Here is a 20,290-nt window from a genome sequence, read left to right on the forward strand (position 1 = left end):
GAGTTGTTGTCTGGTCATGAGTACACAATCGGGTCGCAAGTCGTTTTTGATCGTCGATGACGAGCCTATCGTCAGGATGGAACTGGCTGAGGTCGTCAGAGAGTGTGGTTATGAGCCATGGGAGGCTGGGAGTACCGCAGAGGCGCTCGGCATTCTCGGACGGGCGGGCGATGCTTTTTCCGGTCTTATCACCGATATCAACATGCCCGGCACGCGAAACGGTATGGTGCTCGCAAACCATGTGAGATTCATGTGGCCCCATATCAAGATCGTCGTCGTCTCGGCGGGACGGAAGCCGTTTTCGGGTGAAATGCCCGACAATGCGCGCTTCGTCCCCAAGCCCTGGAATGAAGACCTGCTCACCTCAGCGATTGCGCTGAACTGAAGCGAAAAGGGCGCCCGGTGGGCGCCCTTCCTGTTTTTACTTGATCACCGTGATACGGCCATCGGTATAGGGGGTATATTCCCCTCCGAGTTTGGCGAGGTATTCGGCAACCACCTGCTCGAGCGGCGGGCCAAAGTCGTAGGGGTTTTCGCCTTCGGCAAAAGTGCCATAGCCGTCGCCGCCACCGCGGACATAGTTGTTGGTGACGATGGTATAGGTCTTCTCCTCGTCGATCGGCACCCAGGTATCGCCTTCACCCTTGACCATCACATCGCTCACGCGCTCGCCGGCGGGCTTTGCGAGAGTATAGCTATATTTGAGGCCTGAAACCTGAGCGAAGCGGCCGGCGCCGTTCTCGATGTCGGAAACGCCGTTTTCGAGCGCTTCGATGACGTCGGCACCGGAAATCTGCACCGTGGCGAGGGTGTTGGAGAAGGGGAGGACAGTCAGCACGTCGCCGACGGTGATTTCACCGGCGTCGATGGAGGAGCGGATGCCGCCACCATTCTGGAAGGCGATGGTAGCACCCTGATCGGCGACGCGATCGAGGATGGCGTCGGCGAGGAGATTGCCCATGGAGCATTCTTCGACGCGGCAGACTTCACGGGCGCCTTCAAGCTTGGCGGTGGTCGAGCCGATGACCTGGCTGGTCATTTCCTCGATCGGGCCGGCGAGTTCGGCGAGCTGGGTCTTGAACTCTTCGTTGGCGGTGACCGATGCGTCGATCAGGAAGGGCTCGCCCTCGGCCTTGGTGACTTTGCCCTCGTCATCCCAGGTGATGGCGATATCGCCCAGATATTTGCCATACTGATTGGCCTGAACCACGGGGACTTCGACGCCCTCGGGATTGGTGACCATGGTGGGGTAGGGGCCAACGGCGCCTTCCATGGAGCCCAGCAGCGAGTGGCTGTGGCCGCCGACGATGACGTCGACGAGCGGCAGCGAGGCGGCAACGTTGAGATCTTCATTGTAGCCGATATGGCTGAGAAGGATGATCTTGTTGACGCCGGCTGCATCGAGCGCTTCGGAGGCGCCGCGGACATATTGGATGACATCGTGGAATTCGACATCGCCGGGCGAGGCGATATCGGGCGTGTCTTCGGTGGTCGCGCCGATGATGCCGACCTTTTCGCCGCCGATATCGAGGACGATCGAGCCTTCGATCTTGCCGCGGAGGCCTTCATCCTTGGTCACATCGAAATTGCCGCCGATGATCGGGAATTTGGCTGCTTCAATGAATTTCAGGAATTCTTCCGGGCCATCGTCGAACTCGTGATTGCCAGTGGCGACGACATCAAAGCCCATCTGATTGAAGAAATCGGAGACGACCTTGGACTTGTAGGTCGTGTAATAGAGCGACCCCTGGAAGTTATCGCCTGCCGAGAGCAGCAGCGAATTGCCGCCTTCATATTTGGCGCGGGTATCATCGATGATGGTCTTGAGGCGGGCGATGCCACCAAAGCATTCCCCGGCCGCATCGGTTTCGGCATCGCAATTGGAATCGGAGCCGGTGATGGGGTCGAAGCGCGAATGGAAGTCGTTGATGTGCAGGATGTTCAGCGTGAACTCGGCATAGGTGGCGGTCGAAAAACCAGCGCAAAGCGTGAGCGCGGTGGCGCCCAGCAGTAGTTTCTTCATCCCTCAAATCCCTTGTGGCTCGTGGCAAATTCCGCTTCGGGACCGCCGGCGATGCACCTCGCCAAGCGGCCGGGGGAAGCACAAGGTTTAGTTAATCAGCTAATTATGACAGTGAAAAGTGTTGTGGCAGCGCAATTTGCTCGATTGAGCGAAGGCGGCACGGGACGGGGTTTCAATAGCGGATGAGTCAGGTATTCTCCGCCCCGTTTGATTTGCGGGGTTAATCCTGATGCGTAGTGCTTTGATCGTTTATGGTGGCTGGGAAGGTCACGACCCGGAAGAATGCGCGGCGATCTATCGTCGTTGGCTCCATGAAGACGGCTATGCGGTGCGTACCGCGACCGAAACCAGCGCCTTTGCCGACCCCTCCATCCACGATCTTTCGCTGATCGTTCCGATTTTCACGATGAGCAAGATTGCCAAGGAAGAGGTCGAAAACCTCGTCAAGGCAGTCGAAGGCGGCGTGGGCCTCGCCGGGCATCATGGCGGCATGAGCGATGCGTTCCGCGAAGCGGTGGACTATCAGTTCATGGTCGGCGGCCAGTGGGTGGCGCATCCGGGCAATATCATCGACTATACGGTCGATGTGACGAAGCCTGAAGATCCCATCATGGACGGCATCCCCGCGTCCTTTCCCTATAAGTCGGAGCAATATTATATGCATGTCGACCCCTCCAACGAGGTGTTGGCGACGACGACCTTCACCGGCGAGCATGCAAGCTGGATCAATGGTGTCGTCATGCCGGTCGTCTGGAAGCGCCGCCATGGGCAGGGCAAGGTGTTCCATATGACGCTCGGCCATCAGGCCAAGGAATTCGAGAACGCCGATATGGCCACGATCATGCGTCGGGGCATGAATTGGGCAGCGCGGGCCGAATAGGCTCTCGCTCGAAGGTGAGTTGAAACCCGACCCGTTTTGCTCTCGTATCTGAAACGATCAAGGAGAGCAGGATGAGCGTGGATTCGAGCCAAGAACAACCTGCGGGTGGAGAGCCAAGGCCCTCCGCCGACGCGTCTTCCCAAACGCCGGTGGCTCGACCCAAAGGACCGTTGGTTTATCGCCAGTCCATCTGGACCCGGTTGACCCATTGGGTTTGGGTCATCTGCCTCTTCTTTCTGCTGCTTTCCGGGCTGCAGATTTTTAATGCCCATCCCGCGCTCTATATCGGCCAGCAATCGGGCTTCGAGTTCGATAATTCGGTCTTGCGGATCGGGGCGGTCAACACACCACAGGGGCCGCGCGGCCAGACGACGGTATTCGGGCAGACGTTCGATACGACCGGCGTGCTCGGGATGAGCGGTACGGCGGAAGCGCCAGCTTATGTGGGGTTCCCGGGGGCGGTGACCATTCCGTCCTATCGCGATCTTGCCACCGGCCGGGTTGTGCATTTCTTCTTCGGCTGGCTGATGGTGGCGGCGCTGTTCGTCTGGTTTTTAGCGAGCTTCATCAACGGCCATCTCAAGCGGGATATCTTGCCGCGTGGTGGTGATCTCAAAGAGCTGCCGAGGGATATTGGCGATCATGCGCGGCTGAAGCTGCATCATGGGCGGCGCTACTCGCCGCTGCAAAAGCTGAGCTATTTCGCCGTGTTCTTCGTGCTGTTTCCGCTGATCGTGCTGACGGGACTGACCATGAGCCCCGGCATGGACGCCGCCTGGCCATGGCTGCTCGATCTTTTCGGTGGGCGGCAGACGGCGCGAACCATCCACTTCGGCACGATGGTGCTGCTGGTGCTGTTCTTCATCGTCCACATTTTGATGGTGCTGCTGGCCGGGCCGATCAATGAGCTGCGCTCGATGATCACGGGGTGGTATCGCACAAGCCCGGGAACGCCAGCTGCCGAAGGAGATAAGCCATGAGCGGCCTGATCATGAACCGCCGCAAACTGTTGGTGGGCTCCGCGGCGCTGGGATCGAGCATAGCGCTCGCTGGATGCGATCAATTCAACTTTCTGGGGCAACGCGGACATCCCGTGCGGCAGGCGTTGGAGCAGGCGAATGTGCTGACCTATCGCGCGCAGCGGGCGTTGATTGGCGATCAGACGCTGGCACGGGAATATGCGGCGAGCGAAATCCGGCAGGGAATGAAGCCGAACGGCTCCACGCAGCCGACGACGCCGGAATATACTTTCCTCAAGATGCAGAATTTCGCGTCTTACAAGCTGACCATCAAGGGCATGGTCGAGCGCGAGGTCTCGTTCTCGCTCAACGAATTGCGGAATATGCCGGCGCGTAGCCAGATCACCCGGCATGATTGCGTTGAAGGATGGAGCTGCATTGCCAAGTGGACCGGGACACAGCTCGGACCGCTCCTCGACATGGCCGGGGTGAAGCCAGAGGCGCGCTATTGCGTCTATCACTGCTTCGACAATATCCAGAAGTCACTCTCGGGCGAGATTTTTTACTACGAGAGCTCGGACCTGGTGGACGCCTATCATCCGCAGACCATTTTGTCGTATGGGCTCAACGATCAGGTTTTGCCGGTGAGCAATGGCGCGCCGGTGCGGCTGCGGATCGAGCGAGCGCTTGGATATAAGCAGCCGAAATATCTGCACACGATCGAATTGGTCGATGATCTGACCCCGTTCGGTATGGGCAAGGGCGGGTATTGGCCAGACAACGGCTATGATTGGTATGGTGGGATCTAGGTGTTGCGCCCAGTTGGACATAGCGGGCTGCAAATGGCGATCTGACTCAACTGGGCGCATAACTTAGGGCGTCGTGGCTCCCGTTTGAGGGGCACAAACCACCCATGCGCCTGTTACACTTGCCTTTATGGGCATTGTGGCCCATATGGGACGCAGCGTTGCGGCGAAATGTGCCGCTAACGGACTTCTCTTCTTACTCAGCGGTGAGCGGCGAAGTCAGCCCGGATAGCGAAAATGCTCCGGGTTTGAGCCAGCACCCGCGCGATAATCCCTATCGCCCGATTGCATTTTTATTCATGGCGCCTGCGGTTCGCAGCGTGCCCGCGCAGTGTTTTGCGCATGATGAAAGATCAAGATTTGACCGATTTTTCCAGTCTCGGCTTGCCCGTCACCCTCGTTGATAGCCTCAAGGCCGGTGGGTTCGAGACGCCAACCAAGATCCAGAGCGAAGCGATCCCGAAGCTGCTCGAGGGCCGGGACATGATGGGCATTGCCCAGACCGGTTCGGGCAAGACTGCGGCCTTTGGCCTGCCGATCCTTGCCGGGCTTGCCCAATTGACCGGCCGTCCGCGGCCGATGACGACACGCGCGCTGATCCTCGCACCGACGCGTGAACTTGCCGTGCAGATCGAAGAGAATATCCGTAAGTTTGCAGGCTCCAAGCAGAAGATCGACACTGTTCTCGTGCTCGGTGGCGTGTCGCGCTACCATCAGGTGCAGAAGATCGCCAAGGGTGTGGACGTTGTAGTGGCAACGCCCGGCCGTCTCAAGGATCTGCTTGACGACAATAAGATCCGCCTCAATGAAACGCGTTGGCTGGTGCTCGACGAAGCCGATCGCATGCTCGACATGGGCTTCATCGCGCCGGTGAAGGCCATTGCAAAGGCCATTGGTCTGCGTCGCCAGACCATGCTGTTTTCCGCGACCATGGCGGCTGAGGTCGAAGATCTCGCCAAGGGGCTCCTCAAGGAGCCGGTGAAGGTCGAGGCGGCGCCGCAGGGGTCGACGGTCGTCAAGATCGACCAGCGCGTGATCCTTTCTGGCGCCAAGGCCAAGCGCAATGTGCTCAATGGCCTCCTCGACGACGAGAAGGAAGGCATGGAGCGCGTGATCGTTTTCGCACGCACCAAGCATGGCGCCGACCGCGTGACCAAGAACCTTGCCATCGATGGGCATGAGGCTGCTGCCATTCATGGCAACAAGAGCCAGAATGCGCGTCAGGCAGCGCTGAAGGGTTTTTCGAGCGGGAAAGTCCGCATTCTCGTTGCCACCGATATTGCCGCCCGCGGTATCGACGTTCCCGGCATCACCCATGTCGTGAACTATGATCTGCCGGACGATCCGGAAAACTATGTGCACCGCATCGGCCGTACGGGCCGCAATGGTGCGACCGGTATCGCGATCACGCTCTGCGACGGCACCGAGCGCTCGAAACTGCGCGATGTCGAAAAGCTTATCCGCCGTACGCTGCCGCTTTCCGGCGACGTCAACATGGTCGAAGAAGCAACGGCTTCGGCGCCGCGACAACCACGGCACACTGTCGGGGCTCCTGGTGGGCAGCGCACTGCACGCAATCCGAAGCCGGATCCGCGCAAGTTCAACACGCCGCGTCCGGGTGGCGAACGTGGCAGGGGCGGCAGCCCGCGCGATGCAAATGCCCCACGCGAAGCGAGCGCTGGCCCTGCCCGGGATCCGCGCAATCCCCTGGCCCCATCTCGCTCGGTAAAGCCACCGCGCGCTGACGGCCTCAAGGCCAAGCCGCGTTGGACCACGGGGGCGAAAAAGTCCGCTGCACGCAATCGCCGCGGCGAAGGTTAAATGAAAAAGGGCGGCCCGGTGGCCGCCCTTTTTGTTTGCAGATTCTGTATGCACTCAGTGGTTCAAGACTTCGCATTTCACCATGAGGTCAGCGTCGCAGCGCCAGTGCTTTAGCAGTTATGCCACCGAGGCCATGTAGATGGTGTCTTTGTCGACCTGGGCTTGATCCTCGATGCCGGGGGAGAGGCGTTTGAGGAAGCTGAGGGCCCAGTCGTCGACATTGTGCTTGGTGGCGGCGGCCCAGAGGGCTTGCCAGCGTTGCTTGCGTTCTTCGAGCGGCATGTCGAGGGCCATGCGAAGGGCTTCGGCGGTTTCGTCGGTGTCGAAGGGATTGACCAGCAGCGCTTCGGGGAAGATTTCCGCGGCGCCGGCGAAGCGGGAGAGGACCAGCACGCCGGGGTCTTCCGGATCCTGCGCGCCGACATATTCGTGGGCGACAAGGTTCATGCCATCGCGGAGGGGCGTGACGAGGCCCACGCGTGCGAGGCGATAGAGGCCGGCGAGACTGGGTTGGCCATAGGCTCGCTTGACGTACGTCAGGGGTGCCCAATCTGGTTCGGCGAAGCGGCCCATGACGCGACCCGCCATGGCGTCGAGGGTGTCGCTGGTTTCCTGATATTCCTTGATGCTGTCACGCGAGGGTGGGGCGACCTGCAGCAAATGCACGTTTCGGCGGAAACGCTGATTGTTGGCGAGAAGCTTTTCGTAGGCTTCGATGCGCTGCGGCAGGCCCTTGGAATAATCGAGACGATCGACGCCGAGGATCAAGCGCTGGTCGGCGAGGGCGCGGCGCATGCGATGGATCATCTTCTTGGCCGCCGGGCTGGTCGAGAGCCGCGTAAAAGCCTCGGGGTCCGAGCCGATGGGGAAAGCGGTCACTTCGGTCTTGGAGAAATCGATGGTCTCGGTCGACGCGGTAGCGAAGGTCGAGGGTGCCTGGTGCTCGGCGAAATCGGTGAATGCCGCAACGTCGCGATTGGCCTGCATGCCGATCAGATCATAGCGCGACAGGTCGCGCATGAGATCGCCATGGTGCGGGATGGCGTAAAGCGCATCCGCCGTGGGGAAGGGGATGTGGAGATAAAAGCCAATGCGGTTCTTCGCGCCGAGGCGTCGCAATTCGCTGGCAAGAGGGATCAGGTGATAATCGTGCACCCAAACGACATCGTCTGGCTTGAGGAGCGTCATGAGCGCCTTGGCGAACTGCTGGTTCACGCGGCGATAACCCTCGTACCAATAGCCTTCGATGGTCGCGAGATCGAGGCGCAGGTGGAAGCTCGGCCAGAGGATTGAGTTGGAGAAGCCGGCATAATAAGCGCGGTGATCATCGGCGGTAAGGTCGATCTGGGCGACCTTCAAACCATCGATGTCTTCGAAATTCGGCTTCGACGATGGGGTTTCGGTGAGTTTTCCGGACCAGCCGAACCAGAAGCCTTCGTGGTTGGACAGGACCTTTCTCAGAGCGACCGCAAGGCCCCCGGCCGCAGGACCCTTGCCTGGCGTACGATTGGAAACGATGACGATGCGGCTCATAGGTAGACCCCCTAGTTAGAAAAACAATGAACCGGACTGGTGCGCCCGGGTCTGAACTTGCGTGGTTTCAGGCTGTGATCGACACCTCGGATCAGTTTGCCGTCGTGTCCGCCAGGATCGGTGCATCGTCGCGATGCGCCATATCGGTGAGGCCACGGATCAGTGCGTGGACTGAAGCAACATCGGCAATGCGAAGACGGGCGGACGTCTCACCGGCGCCGAGCTTGATGCCGACGCCACCAAGTTCCTGAGCGGCGAGGAACGCATCTTCGTCGGTCCGGTCATCGCCTATGAAAATCGGCGTACGACCCTTGAAGGGTTCCTCTTCCATGAAGGCGCGCAGCGCCGCGCCCTTGTCGAAGGCGGCAGGCCGCGCTTCGAGCACCATCTTGCCCGGCACGAGGGAATATTGCGGATGGCTTTCCAGCACCTCTTCCATCGCGCGGAGGCAATCGCCTTCAAGCTCCGGCGCCTGACGGAAATGAAGAGCCACTGCGCCGGCCTTGGGCTCGATGATCAGTTCGGGATGCGCCATGGCGAGCGGCTCGATAGCGCGAGCGATCTTTTCGGCGCCGACGATCAGGTCTTCGTCCAGCTCTTCCATCGAGCCATCGGCGCGACGGCGCTGCGAACCGTGCGCTCCGGCGACGGGAAGATGGAGTGGGGACAGGAAGCGATCGATGTCGGAGATTTCGCGTCCGGTTATGACGGCAAAGGCGTGGTCAAATTCCTGGGTGGCGCGCTCAAGCTGCTCTGCAAGATCGCTCGGCACCACAACTGCATCAGGCCGCTCGGCGATTTCGACTAGAGTGCCGTCGAAGTCGGTGAAGATGGCCAGCGCGGGCAGCTCGGCGCCATTCCGAATTAGCATTTCGTTCATAACTTCTCTCACTTCGGATTACGGCTCATGAGACCTAACGCCACGGGAGAAGAAAAGTTCGCGCCACACGGCAGACATGCACGTGGCGGGAATATGAACAAATCTAAATCACGCGTTCGTGATCACCTCAGGTTGGGAGCGATATGCCTTTTGTTGCGTTTTATGATCGCGAACCGGTGAACAGCTCGGTTCGGACTAAGTTGAGGGATTACCAGAACAAATGCGTCCTATGCTCACCAAGCCCGTTCAGTCGCAACTGATGCTGACCGCTCTCTTCGTTGCGGCGCTGAGCTTCATAACATTAGCGGCTTCGTTTGCGGAAATGCCGGTGACGGATGCGCAAATTGCGGTAGGGAGCAATGAATAAGGCGAGCGCAACGCAAAGCGAGCTTCAACGACCTGAATTGTTTCGGGTCGTTATTCCCATGCCAAAATGCGCTGGGATCGAAACGTTGGTCAGGCGACCGTTGAAGTCGCTGCGCAAAACTCAGGCAAGCGGAATGCCTTTGCTGCCTTTGTCGCGCTGATAGATCGACGACAAATCCCCATAAGCGGCCCGTAGATCGTCGACCCGCGCGAGCAGTTCTTCGCGCTGTCCGCGATCAAGACTCGCCAGCAATTCACCAATCGACCGGCTTTTGAAGAAAGCGTTCTCTCGGTTATAGAGCGGGCGCTCATCCGGCACTTTGTCGCGATCAGGATCAGGGACGGCATAAACCGACTGTAGGATTTGAATGTCGTAGGGAATTGCGAAGCTGTCGCGGCTGTCTTCGTAGGTGAAGAGATAATAGAAATTGTCGAAGCCTGCCCAGGTGATGCCGGATAGGCAGAGCGAGCAAGGCTCGTGGGTCGTGAGGAATATGCAGTCCTTGGTTGCGGGCCGCTGATCTTCGGGCAATTCAAAGAACTTTTTGATGGCGTGCATTTCGCCATGCCAAAGCGGATTTTCGGTTTCGTTATTGGTTTCGGCGATCACGAGCGACAGGTCAGACTTGCGGAGGATCGCCGCGCCGAACAGCTTGTTGCCTGCGGCCACTCCCCTCGCGGTTTTCGGCACGATGTCGTGCTCGATGACATCGAGAAAGCGCTGGAGAAGGCGGGTCGTTTCCAAAATCTACTCCGTGGCCTTGATCAGACCGATCAACGGAATCTCCGCGCTATCGAGAAGGCGCAGGCTATCATCAGTGAGATCATAAGACGCGGTGGCGTCAAGCGCCGCGAAGAAGGCCCGTTCCTGCGCCATGAGGTCGGCACTGCAGGTTTTTTTGGTCGATGCAGGCAGCCCAAACTGGAGGCCGCCGCTCTCGATCGTGGCTTGCGTGAAATAATCGTTGCATCCGGCATGACCATCCACGCGCAGATCGGACGCGATGGAGAGGGTTATGGGGCGGCTGCCAGAGACGGGCGTTCCCGCTATGCTGGTGACCTGCCAGGTTGCACCGATGAGACCGGTTTCGATGACAGGTTCAACGACGGATTGGGCACCCGTGTAACGCGAGACGACGATTGTCGTTGGCGATGGCGAATTGAGATCGACGGGCACGGCGACGTCGTTGCGGAAGAGGATGGCACTACCGAGGCGGATATCGGCGACGAGGCCATAGGATTTTTTCGACCCGGTCAGATCCGAGCGGATGGCCAGCGCGAATTGGAGCGGCGGCTGTGCGCCTGAGGGAACGGAGGAGCCGGCACCAAGAACCGGGCGGCCATCGGGCAGGGTGACGAGGCCGATGTAAAGGCTTGCTCCAGCGGGAAGCGCCATCCGTTCGCGATAGGTTACGTCGCCGGTCAGCGACAGGCCCTGCGCAAAGGTAGAGCTCGACAGCAGCAGAAGCGACATAACGATCGAGATAAGCCGGGTGAGCATGGCAATCCTCCCTATCGTTTTAGCGTAGCGGGTCGGCATGACGTTGGCGAGGCAAAGTGGCGCTTGGGGTTAAGCGCTCGGTTCGCGATGGGTGACGATGAGGGGGGCTGAGAAAACGTGCTCCTCAAGATTATTACCGTCGCCGCCGCGGTCGACGACGAGGAAATCGGTTTCTTTATCGAGGGTCGTCAGCACGCCGTGCCACGTGTTCATGGCAATGTTGACGCCTTGCCCTGGGCCGGGGCGAAAGGCGCGGATGTTGATCGGCGTGCCGCTCTCGTCCTCGGCAACGATGACCAGCCAGTGGGCGTCGCCGAGGGGATAGAAAGCTTGGCTGCCAAGGGGGTGGCGCTCAACGAGCGTGAGGCTGAGCGGCGGGGCGTAAGGCTGGCCGCGGAAGATCGAGATCAGTGGACGGGGATGGACGCCGCCGAGTTCGACGCGTGCAAGATCATGGAAGCGTTCGGTCTTGCCGGCATTGATCGGATAGTGGTGCGCGCCCTCTGTCTGGATGACCTGACCGAAGGGGGCGAAGGCATCTGGCGTCAGCGACTCGATGAAGATGGTGTCGGGCATTCCGGTTTCCTCGGCTCAGAACGGCAGCTTGGCGTGGCGGTTGACGTCCTTATAGAGCAGGTAGCGGAAGCGCTCTGGGCCGGCATAGCAGGCCTGTGGGCAGAAGGCCCGGAGCCACATGAAGTCGCCTGGCTCGACCTCGACCCAATCGCGATTGAGCCGATAGACTGCCTTGCCCTGGAGCACATAGAGGCCGTGTTCCATGACATGGGTTTCCTCGAAGGGAATGACCGCGCCGGGCTCGAGGGTGACGATATTGACGTGCATGTCGTGGCGGAGGTCGGTGGGTTCAACGAAACGCGTCGTACCCCAGGTGTCCTTGGTGCCCGCCATCCAGCGAATGGGCTGGTCCTGCTCGTTGGTGACGAAGGGCGGGGGAATTTCGACGCCATCGACGACTTCATAGCGCTTGCGCACCCAATGGAAGCGGGCCGGATCGGTCGCGCGATTGGTGATGGACCATTTGCAGCCGGGCGGCAGGAAGGCGTAGCCGCCTTCCTTGAGCGTATGCGTCTGACCTTCGATGGTGATATTGATCTGTCCGGCGACGACGAAAAGCACGCTTTCGGCTTCGGGGTTGTCCTCAGGCCGTTCCGACCCGCCGCCCGGCAGAACTTCCACGATGTATTGTGAGAAGGTTTCGGCAAAACCGGACATGGGGCGCGCGATGACCCAGAGCCGGGTCTCGCGCCAATGGGGCAGGTAGGATGTTACGATGTCGCGCATCACCCCGTGCGGGATCAGGGCATAGGCCTCGGTGAAGGTGGCGCGGCCGGTGTGGAGGGCCATCTGGGTCGGCAGGCCGGCGATGGGTGAGGCGTAGGTCGTTGCCATGAGCTCGGGTCAATTCTGGACGATTCCGGAAAGACTAGAGCGGAACGGCGGATGAGGCCATGCCTCTTATTCGCTGAGGGCGAGGTTCTTCTCAAGCTTGCTGAGCATGGACGCGGCATAGGCGGCATATGGGCCGATCCAACGCTCGTGGATGGCGTGGACGGGCAGGGCATCGAGGTGGTTCCAGCGCTCGCGGCCGCGGCGCTCGGCAATGACGAGACCGGCTGCTTCGAGAACGCCTAGGTGTTGCATGATCGTGCAGCGATCGAGCTCGGGGAACGCAGAGCAGAGCGTGCCAGTGGTCGCGGGTTCGGTCTTCAAAACATCAAGCATGCGCCGCCGGATGCGGTGGCTCAGAGCCTTGAAAATCAGATCGTCTTGGTCGTCGGTTGACATGTTATATTTTTATAACATATGGTTTTGTGGGTCAAGCGGAGGAGTGAGAAATATGCGTGCAGTTGTGAGCAAGGGGCCGCGTCCGAGCCCGGAATTTTCTGTATCCGGACGGATCAGCAAGCCGGTACACGAGGTGTTCGAGGCAGTGGCTAATCCCAAGGAATTGTCGGGGTATTTTACGACGGGCGGCGCGAAGGGGCGGCTTGAGACCGGCGCCGTCGTGACTTGGGATTTTCACGATTTTCCCGGTGCCTTCCCTGTCCATGTGGTTGACGTTGTACAGGACGAAAAGATCGTTCTGCGCTGGGGCGCGGCGGACGGAAATGACGAAACAGGGCAATACGAGACCACGGTGACGATGACCTTTGCCGGGCTGGACGATGGCCGCACGCTAGTGACGATCCACGAAAGCGGTTGGCGCGACAACGCGGCGGCGCAGAAGGCGTCCTATGGCAATTGCGAGGGGTGGACGGGAATGCTGTGCGCGCTGAAAGTCTATGTCGAGCACGGGATCAACCTGCGCGCCGGCTTCTACAAATAGCGCTAAGGTTCGATTAGGGTTACCAAATTTTCAACTTTTGGCCCGATGGTTGAAGGCATGAGTAACCCAAGCGTGTCGCTTTTCGTTGGATCGTCTACCTGGCTGCAGCATCATCTGCCGTGGTTGGCAGCGCTGGCCTTGTTCATGGGCCTATTCAGCGACGAACCTCAATTCGACGCTGACCCCGACGATATGAACGGGTAGGCCGCCGTTCCAGGGTGGCTCAGGGGAGGATGGCCTTGAGCCGCAGCAGCGCGATGCGTTCGACCTGCGCGCAGGCGGTGTCGAATTCATCTTGCGCCGAATTGGCGAGGCGCTTTTCGAAATTGGCGAGAATGCCCGCCTTATCGTGGTCGCGGACGGCGACGATGAAGGGGAACCCGAATTTTTGGGTGTAGGCATTGTTGAGCGCGGTGAATTTTTCGCGCTCTGCATCGGTCAAGGCGTCGAGGCCGGCTGAGGCTTGTTCGGCAGTGGATTCGGCGGTCAGGCGCTGTGCGGCAGCGAGCTTGCCGGCGAGGTCTGGATGGGCGCGGAGAACCGCGAGACGTTCTTCCGGCGTTGCCATGCGGAACTGGGTGCGGAGCGCAAAGTGGAGGCCGATGGCGGTGTCGTTTGCGGGAGCCAATTCGCTGTCCCAGGCGCGTTCGGCGATCCAATGGGAATGCTCGAAGATGGAACCGTAACGGGTGACGAACTCGTCTTTGGGGAGTTGGCTGGGTATGATTTCGGGCGCGGTGTAGGGATGTTCTTGCATCCAATGGCGGGCGATATCCAGGCGCGTCGGGACCCAGACTTTGTCAAAAGTCTTGATGTAATCAACGAACTTTTTGAGGCCCTGGAAGCGGCCGGGCTGGCCGATGAGCCGGCAGTGGAGGCCAAGCGACATCATCTTGGGGCTGCCTGCTTGGCCTTCGGCGTAGAGGCAGTCAAAAGTGTCCTTCAAAAACTGAAAGTACTCTTCTCCATTGTCGAAGCCGGGGCCGGTGACGAAGCGCATGTCATTGGTTGAGAGTGAATAGGGGATGATGAGCTGGGGATGGCCGTGGATGACTTTCCAATAGGGCAGGTCGTCGTCATAGGTGTCCGATATATAGGCAAAGCCACCATAATCGGCGACGAGATCGACCGTGTTGAGCGAGGAGCGGCCGGTGTACCAGCCGAGGGGGCGGGAGCCGGTGGCCAGCGTATGAAGGCGCACGGCCTCTGCGATCTGGCTGCGCTCTTCGTCCAGAGACATGTCCTTGTGCTGGACCCATTTATAGCCGTGGGAAGCAATTTCCCAACCGGCGTCCTGCATGGCGGCAAGCTGTTCGGGCGCGCGCATCAGGGCGGTAGCGACGCCGTAAATGGTGACGGGGAGTGCGGCCTCGGTGAACAAGCGATGGAGGCGCCAGAAGCCGGCGCGGGCGCCGTATTCGTACATGCTTTCAACATTGGCGTGGCGCTGGCCGGGCCAAGGCGCGGCGCCGAGGACATCGACGAGGAAGGCCTCGGAGGCAGCATCGCCATGGAGGATGTTGTTTTCGCCGCCCTCTTCGTAATTGAGCACGAATTGCACCGCGACATGGGCGCCACCGGGCCAGTTGGCATTAGGGGCATTGCGGCCGTAGCCTTGCATGTCGCGGGGGTAGCGGTTCATCACTGTCTCATGCGTCGGTGTCGTTGAGGGCAGGGTAAGCGCAGGACGGGTGATTTTACCAGTCGTCAGATTGCACCGGGCAGTTGCAGGCCATCAAAATAGCTTTTGGCGTGATCGAAGAAAATGGCGGGGGCTAGATGAAGCGCGCTGCCTGTGCGGACGAGGATGCCGAAGCGATTGGTGGGAAGGCCGGGATCGTGCAGCGGCTTGAAGATCAGGCGGCCGTCGGCAATTTCGTTTTGTGCGCCGATGGGCGTCATGACCGATAGGTAATGGCCGCCCAAGGCCAATTCGACCAGCATGCGGATGGAATTGACTTCCACCATCGGAGGCAGGGCGAGGCCCGGGCGGCGTAGGAAGGGCTCTATGACTTCGCGGATGGAGATTTCGGGCCGGGCCACCGCGACGGCATGATCGAGGCACTGGTCCATGGTGAGGTTTTTGGCCGAGGCCAAGGGATGGCTCGGGACCATGACGGCGCCAATATGGACATCGCGGCGGTAGGCGATGTCGATCTGTCGCGGCGGCTTGGAGATGAAGCCAAAGCCGATGTCGATGCGCTCCTCGACGAGACGTTCGACCACTTCACTCGAGGATATGATGGAGAGATCAATGGTGAGGCGCGGGTAGCGCTGGCCGAAGTCGGAAATGAGGCGCGGCAGGAAGGAGAGGCCGACGCTTTCGACGGTGCCGATGCGGACGACGCCGGCGCGGACGCCGCGGAGGAGTTCGATCTCTGAGACGGCGGCTTCCATTGGCGCGGCGAGGCGGCGGGAATGGCGGAAGAGGATTTCGCCGGCGGGGGAGAGGCGCATGCGGCGCTTGTCGCGGAGAAAGAGGGTGATGCCGAGGGCATCTTCCAACTGGGCGACCTGTCTTGTGACCGCTGACGAAGCGACGTTGAGGCGGCGGGCGGCTTCACGGATCGACAGGTGGATGGCGACCGCGTTGAAATAGAGCAGCGATGGCTGATGGAACACGCGGGCGAGGAGGCCTGCAGAAAGCGCGTGTTCGCGGGGGCGGTCGGCAGTCGGGCTCTTGTCGGTCATCGTGGGACTTGCTGTTGCCGTTTCGGCAGCATAGTGCTCCCAATTTGAGAGTATCAAGAGCAGAATCGCAGTTCTATGGTGCTCTTCGGGGAAACGAATTGCACATGCCGTTCCGAAACGCCCCACGTTCGGACGGTGTGTATAGGAGCAGCATATGGCCGGCGGACGCCTCACCACTCACGTTCTCGACACGATGGCGGGCAAGCCGGCGCGTGGTATGCGCCTCGAACTGCACTTCGTGCATGGCGACCACACGCACAATCTGGGCGACAGCTACACCAATGCCGACGGTCGGGTCGATCAGCCGCTCCTCGCGGACGATCAGTTCCAGCAGGGCGAGTTCGAGATTCGCTTTCATGTCGGGCAGTATTTTGAGCGCATTGGGGTCGAGATCGAAACGCCGTTCCTCGATGTCGTGCCGATCCGCTTCACCATCTCCGAAGACAAGCACTATCACGTGCCGCTGCTTGTCAGCCCCTTCGCCTATTCGACCTACAGGGGGAGCTGAGCCATGGTGGAGTTCGCAAATGCCATCCGCTTTCTGCTCAATGGCGAGGAAATCACCCTCATCGATGTCGCGCCGGACCTGACGCTGCTCGATTGGCTGCGGCTGGAGCGGCGTCTGCGCGGCTCGAAGGAAGGCTGTGCCGAGGGCGATTGCGGGGCGTGCACTGTGCTGGTCGGTCGGCTGATGAATGATGAGATCATTTATGACTCGGTGACGGCGTGCATCCGCTTTGTCGGAAGTCTGCATGGGACGCATGTCGTCACCATCGAGCATCTGCGCGGCGAGAATGGCGCGCTGCATCCAGTGCAGCAGGCGATGGTGGATCACCACGGGTCGCAGTGCGGGTTCTGCACACCGGGTTTTGTGATGAGCCTTTATGGGCTGTGGATGCGGAACCCGAGCCCGACGCGACCAGCGATCGAGAAGGCGCTGCAGGGCAATCTTTGTCGCTGCACCGGTTATGCGCCGATCATTCGCGCGGGCGAGGCCATGGGCACCTATGGGCAGCCGCAGGGCGATGTGCTTTGGGCCGAACGGATCGCGGTCAAGGACACGATCAAGGCGCTGAATGATGGGCGGCGCGTCGTCATTGGCGAGGGTGACAAGCAGATCATCATCCCGGCGAGCCTCGACGATTTCGCTGCCGTTTATGAGGCCAACCCCAATGCGCGGATCGTTGCCGGCTCGACCGATGTCGGGCTGTGGGTGACGAAATTCATGCGCAATATCGGGCCGGTGATCTTTATCGGTCACCTGCAGGAATTGAAGCGCATCGCCGAGAACGCCAGCGAAGTGCGGTTTTACGCTGGCGTCTCATACTCGGAAGCGCTCCCGGTCATTCAGGCGAACTTCCCGCAGCTCGGGGAGCTTTGGAACAGGATTGCCGGCGAGCAGATCCGCAATATGGGGACGATTGGCGGCAATATCGCCAATGGTTCGCCGATTGGGGATACGCCGCCGCCATTCATTGCGCTGGGAGCAAAGCTCAGTCTGCGTCGCGGCGAGCATCGGCGCGAAATCAAGCTCGAAGATTACTTCATCGCCTACGGCAAGCAGGATCGGCAGCCGGGCGAGTTCGTCGAAAGCGTAACACTGCCGCTGCTGCCGGCGGGCGAGAAATTTGCGACCTACAAGATTTCCAAGCGCCGCGAGGAAGATATCTCTGCGCTGTGCGGATCGTTCCGGGTGTTCGTGAATGACGCCGGCGTCGTCGGCATGGCGCGGATTGCCTTTGGCGGCATGGCGGCGACGCCGAAACGGGCCAAGGCCGTCGAGGCGGCTCTGGTTGGAAAACCGTGGACGATGGAGACTGTGGAGGCGGCTGTTGCTGCTTTCGCCGAGGATTATCAGCCAATCAGTGACATGCGCGCTTCGGCGGAGTATCGGTTGCTGACGGCGCAGAACCTCCTGAAGCGGTTCTTCCTCGATGTGTCGGGGCAGGATGTGCGGCTCAAGCGTGAGGTGGCGTGATGAACAAGCATGCTGCACCGATTAATCTGGCTGTGATGCATACCAATACGCGGCACGATAGCGGGCCGAAGCACGTCACGGGTACGGCCGAATATATCGACGACATGATCGAGCCGGTCGGCACGATGCATGCCTATCTGGCGCTCTCGACCAAGCCGCATGCCGAGATCCTCGGCATGGATTTTTCTGCGGTGCTGAAGGCGCCCGGCGTTATCGGCGTTCTGACCAATGACGATGTGCCGGGTGTGCTCGATATCAGCTCGGCGCATATGCATGACGAGCCGGTTTTTGCCGATGGTGTCGTGCATTTCTGGGGGCAGCCGGTTTTTGCTGTGGTCGCACAGACGCGTGACCAGGCGCGGCGGGCGACGCATCTCGCCCAGATCGACTACAAGGAACTGCCGTTTTTCACCGATGTGCGGTCGGCTCAGGCGGCTGGCGGCAAGCTGGTGACGCCGCCGCTGAAACTCGAGCGCGGCGATGTGAAGGCAGGTCTCGCCGGCGCGCCGCGCCGGGCCAAGGGTGCGATCACCATTGGCGGGCAGGACCACTTTTATCTCGAGGGGCAGATCGCCCTGGCGGTGCCGGGGGAGGACGAGGATGTCACGCTCTTTTCTTCGACCCAGCATCCCAGTGAAATTCAGTTAATCGTCGCGCAGGCGCTGGGCATTCGGCACAACGCGGTGACAGTAAATGTGCGTCGCATGGGCGGTGGCTTTGGCGGCAAGGAAACGCAGGGGAATCTGTTTGCAGTGGTGGCGGCGCTGGCGGCCAAGACATGGAACCGGGCCTGCAAGATCCGCCCTGACCGTGACGACGACATGAGCGCGACGGGCAAACGGCACGATTTCGTGGTCGATTATGATGTCGGCTATGACGAGACCGGCAAGATCCACGCGGTGGATGCGGTTTATGGCGCGCGCGCTGGATATTCGTCAGACCTGTCGGGGCCGGTGACAGACCGGGCGCTGTTCCATTGCGACAATGCTTATTGGTATCCCGCGGTGCGGGCGAGATCTGAGCCGCTTTATACAAATACGGTTTCCAACACGGCTTTCCGTGGCTTTGGTGGGCCGCAGGGCATGGTGGGCGCCGAGCGCTGGATCGAGGATATTGCCTATGCGCTGGGCAAGGATCCGCTCGATATTCGCAAGGCCAATTTCTACGGCACCGATACCGACAATGTGACGCCCTACCATCAGATGGTTGAGGACAATATCATCCATCGGATCGTGGATGAGCTTGAGACGTCGTCGGATTATCAAGCGCGGCGCGCGGCGATTGTTGAGTTCAACAAGACCAGTGCGGTGCTCAAGAAGGGCATTTCGCTAACGCCCGTAAAATTCGGCATCTCCTTCACGGCGACCTGGTACAATCAGGCCGGCGCGCTGGTGCATGTCTACAAGGATGGGTCGATCCATTTGAGCCACGGTGGCACCGAGATGGGGCAGGGGCTCTATATCAAGGTGGCGCAGGTGGTGGCCGATGCGTTCGGGGTGAACCTCGACACGGTCAAGATCATGGCGACTTCGACGGGCAAGGTTCCGAATACGTCGGCGACGGCGGCTTCGTCGGGGTCAGATCTCAATGGTGCGGCGGCCTATGACGCGTGCCGGCAGATCAAGGAGCGGCTGCTGACGCATGCCGCGAAATTGCATCAGGTGAGCGAAGCCGAGTGCGAATGGGTGCAGGGTGGCCTTCAGGCCGGCGCGAAATTCGTGCCGTTTGCCGAGTTGGCCATGTCGGGCTTCATGAACCGCGTGCAGCTTTCGGCAGCGGGCTTTTATCAGACGCCGAAAATTCATTGGGACCGGGCGACCGGTCGCGGGCATCCGTTCTACTATTTTGCTTATGGCGCTTCGGTCAGCGAAGTGACGATCGATACGCTGACAGGGGAGTACACCGTCGATCGCGTCGATATTTTGCATGATGTTGGTAAGTCGCTGAACCCGGCCATTGATCTTGGTCAGGTTGAGGGTGCCTTTGTGCAGGGCATGGGCTGGCTGACGACAGAAGAGCTGGTCTGGGATGCCAAGGGGCAGTTACGGACCCATGCGCCGTCGACATACAAGATCCCGCTCGCGAGCGATGTACCGCCGGTTTTCAATGTGAAGCTGGCGGAGTGGTCGGTGAACAAGGAGCCGACGATTGGGCGATCGAAGGCTGTCGGTGAGCCGCCATTCATGTTGGCGATGAGCGTGCCGGAAGCTTTGGGCATGGCGGTGGCGAGCGTGGCGGATTACGCGATCGCGCCGCAGCTCGATATGCCGGTGACGCCGGAGCGGGTGTTGATGGGTGTCGAGCGAATGAAGCGGGAGGCGCGGGGGTGAGCAGGGTGCGTGTGGATTTACCCCCACCTAGCCTCCCCCTGGTAGGGGGAGGGACAGCATCGCGCTTTTGTAAGTGGCGTTCCACGACATCAAAACTATCTCGGCGTCATTCCCGCGAAAGCGGGAATCCCATGTGCCGCGACGAGATTCCCGCTTTTGTGGGAATGACGCGGTG

The 20,290-nt window shown here is 60.2% G+C and carries 21 protein-coding genes; 11 read left to right on the forward strand and 10 right to left on the reverse strand.

Going from position 1 to position 20,290, the window contains the following annotated elements:
• The first annotated feature begins 16 nt into the window (after window positions 1–16).
• Entirely contained in the window at window positions 17–385 is a 369-nt protein-coding gene (locus tag ASG47_RS14895; protein ID WP_061910389.1) for a response regulator, read from the forward strand.
• 36 nt (window positions 386–421) lie between these two features.
• On the opposite strand, the gene ASG47_RS14900 is transcribed toward ASG47_RS14895, so the two are convergent.
• Entirely contained in the window at window positions 422–2,023 is a 1,602-nt protein-coding gene (locus ASG47_RS14900; RefSeq protein ID WP_061910390.1) for a bifunctional metallophosphatase/5'-nucleotidase, read from the reverse strand.
• Window positions 2,024–2,252: 229 nt separating this feature from the next.
• On the opposite strand from ASG47_RS14900, the gene ASG47_RS14905 reads away from it, so the two are divergent.
• From ASG47_RS14905 to ASG47_RS14920, 4 genes are all read left to right on the forward strand, one after another.
• Window positions 2,253–2,903 (forward strand): ThuA domain-containing protein, encoded by a 651-nt coding sequence (locus ASG47_RS14905; protein ID WP_061910391.1) that lies wholly within the window; start codon window positions 2,253–2,255, stop codon window positions 2,901–2,903.
• A gap of 71 nt (window positions 2,904–2,974) precedes the next feature.
• Window positions 2,975–3,883, forward strand: a complete 909-nt coding sequence (locus ASG47_RS14910) for a cytochrome b/b6 domain-containing protein (protein WP_082511759.1) — start codon at window positions 2,975–2,977, stop codon at window positions 3,881–3,883.
• Window positions 3,880–4,671 (forward strand): molybdopterin-dependent oxidoreductase, encoded by a 792-nt coding sequence (locus ASG47_RS14915; RefSeq protein WP_061910393.1) that lies wholly within the window; start codon window positions 3,880–3,882, stop codon window positions 4,669–4,671. The genes ASG47_RS14910 and ASG47_RS14915 overlap by 4 nt, the downstream gene beginning before the upstream one ends.
• 357 nt (window positions 4,672–5,028) lie before the next feature.
• Complete coding sequence (locus tag ASG47_RS14920) at window positions 5,029–6,489, forward strand: DEAD/DEAH box helicase (RefSeq protein WP_413813466.1); 1,461 nt, start codon at window positions 5,029–5,031, stop codon at window positions 6,487–6,489.
• 117 nt (window positions 6,490–6,606) lie between these two features.
• Here the strand turns inward: ASG47_RS14920 and ASG47_RS14925 are convergent, their stop codons facing one another.
• Window positions 6,607–8,022, reverse strand: coding sequence for an alpha,alpha-trehalose-phosphate synthase (UDP-forming) (locus tag ASG47_RS14925; protein WP_082511760.1), 1,416 nt, complete (start codon window positions 8,020–8,022; stop codon window positions 6,607–6,609).
• 91 nt (window positions 8,023–8,113) lie between these two features.
• Window positions 8,114–8,902: a trehalose-phosphatase gene (gene otsB / locus ASG47_RS14930; RefSeq protein ID WP_200940947.1), complete on the reverse strand. Its 789-nt coding sequence runs from the start codon at window positions 8,900–8,902 to the stop codon at window positions 8,114–8,116.
• A 220-nt stretch (window positions 8,903–9,122) separates the two neighbouring features.
• On the opposite strand from otsB, the gene ASG47_RS20735 reads away from it, so the two are divergent.
• Window positions 9,123–9,269, forward strand: coding sequence for a hypothetical protein (locus ASG47_RS20735; RefSeq protein WP_156352216.1), 147 nt, complete (start codon window positions 9,123–9,125; stop codon window positions 9,267–9,269).
• Window positions 9,270–9,389: 120 nt separating this feature from the next.
• Here ASG47_RS20735 and ASG47_RS14935 read toward each other — a convergent pair whose 3' ends face one another.
• The 5 genes from ASG47_RS14935 to ASG47_RS14955 form a co-directional block, all read right to left on the reverse strand.
• A complete protein-coding gene (locus ASG47_RS14935; RefSeq protein WP_061910397.1) occupies window positions 9,390–10,013 on the reverse strand; it encodes a nucleoside deaminase in 624 nt (207 codons plus the stop codon).
• A 3-nt stretch (window positions 10,014–10,016) separates the two neighbouring features.
• Window positions 10,017–10,769 carry an META domain-containing protein gene (locus ASG47_RS14940; RefSeq protein ID WP_061910399.1) on the reverse strand — a complete coding sequence of 251 codons (753 nt, stop codon included), beginning with the start codon at window positions 10,767–10,769 and terminating at the stop codon, window positions 10,017–10,019.
• A 69-nt stretch (window positions 10,770–10,838) separates the two neighbouring features.
• On the reverse strand, window positions 10,839–11,345 hold the full coding sequence (locus ASG47_RS14945; RefSeq protein ID WP_061910401.1) for an ureidoglycolate lyase: 507 nt from the start codon (window positions 11,343–11,345) through the stop codon (window positions 10,839–10,841).
• A 15-nt stretch (window positions 11,346–11,360) separates the two neighbouring features.
• Complete coding sequence (locus ASG47_RS14950) at window positions 11,361–12,179, reverse strand: bifunctional allantoicase/(S)-ureidoglycine aminohydrolase (protein ID WP_061910404.1); 819 nt, start codon at window positions 12,177–12,179, stop codon at window positions 11,361–11,363.
• A 66-nt stretch (window positions 12,180–12,245) separates the two neighbouring features.
• Window positions 12,246–12,575 (reverse strand): ArsR/SmtB family transcription factor, encoded by a 330-nt coding sequence (locus ASG47_RS14955; RefSeq protein ID WP_061910406.1) that lies wholly within the window; start codon window positions 12,573–12,575, stop codon window positions 12,246–12,248.
• Between the two features lie 52 nt (window positions 12,576–12,627).
• On the opposite strand from ASG47_RS14955, the gene ASG47_RS14960 reads away from it, so the two are divergent.
• Both ASG47_RS14960 and ASG47_RS20740 read left to right on the forward strand, forming a co-directional pair.
• A complete protein-coding gene (locus ASG47_RS14960; protein ID WP_061910408.1) occupies window positions 12,628–13,116 on the forward strand; it encodes an SRPBCC family protein in 489 nt (162 codons plus the stop codon).
• A 57-nt stretch (window positions 13,117–13,173) separates the two neighbouring features.
• Window positions 13,174–13,320: a hypothetical protein gene (locus ASG47_RS20740; RefSeq protein ID WP_156352217.1), complete on the forward strand. Its 147-nt coding sequence runs from the start codon at window positions 13,174–13,176 to the stop codon at window positions 13,318–13,320.
• A 19-nt stretch (window positions 13,321–13,339) separates the two neighbouring features.
• Here ASG47_RS20740 and puuE read toward each other — a convergent pair whose 3' ends face one another.
• Entirely contained in the window at window positions 13,340–14,758 is a 1,419-nt protein-coding gene (puuE, locus tag ASG47_RS14965; RefSeq protein WP_061910410.1) for an allantoinase PuuE, read from the reverse strand.
• Window positions 14,759–14,823: 65 nt separating this feature from the next.
• Window positions 14,824–15,807: a LysR family transcriptional regulator gene (locus ASG47_RS14970; RefSeq protein ID WP_061910412.1), complete on the reverse strand. Its 984-nt coding sequence runs from the start codon at window positions 15,805–15,807 to the stop codon at window positions 14,824–14,826.
• Window positions 15,808–15,961: 154 nt separating this feature from the next.
• Here ASG47_RS14970 and uraH point away from each other — a divergent pair, with 154 nt between their 5' ends.
• Genes uraH through xdhB form a run of 3 tightly spaced genes read left to right on the forward strand, consistent with a single transcriptional unit; the run spans window position 15,962 to window position 20,115 of the window.
• Window positions 15,962–16,315, forward strand: a complete 354-nt coding sequence (uraH, locus tag ASG47_RS14975) for a hydroxyisourate hydrolase (protein ID WP_061910414.1) — start codon at window positions 15,962–15,964, stop codon at window positions 16,313–16,315.
• Between the two features lie 3 nt (window positions 16,316–16,318).
• Window positions 16,319–17,785 carry a xanthine dehydrogenase small subunit gene (xdhA, locus tag ASG47_RS14980; RefSeq protein WP_061910416.1) on the forward strand — a complete coding sequence of 489 codons (1,467 nt, stop codon included), beginning with the start codon at window positions 16,319–16,321 and terminating at the stop codon, window positions 17,783–17,785.
• Window positions 17,785–20,115, forward strand: coding sequence for a xanthine dehydrogenase molybdopterin binding subunit (xdhB, locus tag ASG47_RS14985; RefSeq protein WP_061910417.1), 2,331 nt, complete (start codon window positions 17,785–17,787; stop codon window positions 20,113–20,115). The genes xdhA and xdhB overlap by 1 nt, the downstream gene beginning before the upstream one ends.
• Window positions 20,116–20,290 lie beyond the last annotated feature (175 nt).

This window comes from Devosia sp. Leaf420 (genome assembly GCF_001425445.1).
GTDB lineage: Bacteria > Pseudomonadota > Alphaproteobacteria > Rhizobiales > Devosiaceae > Devosia.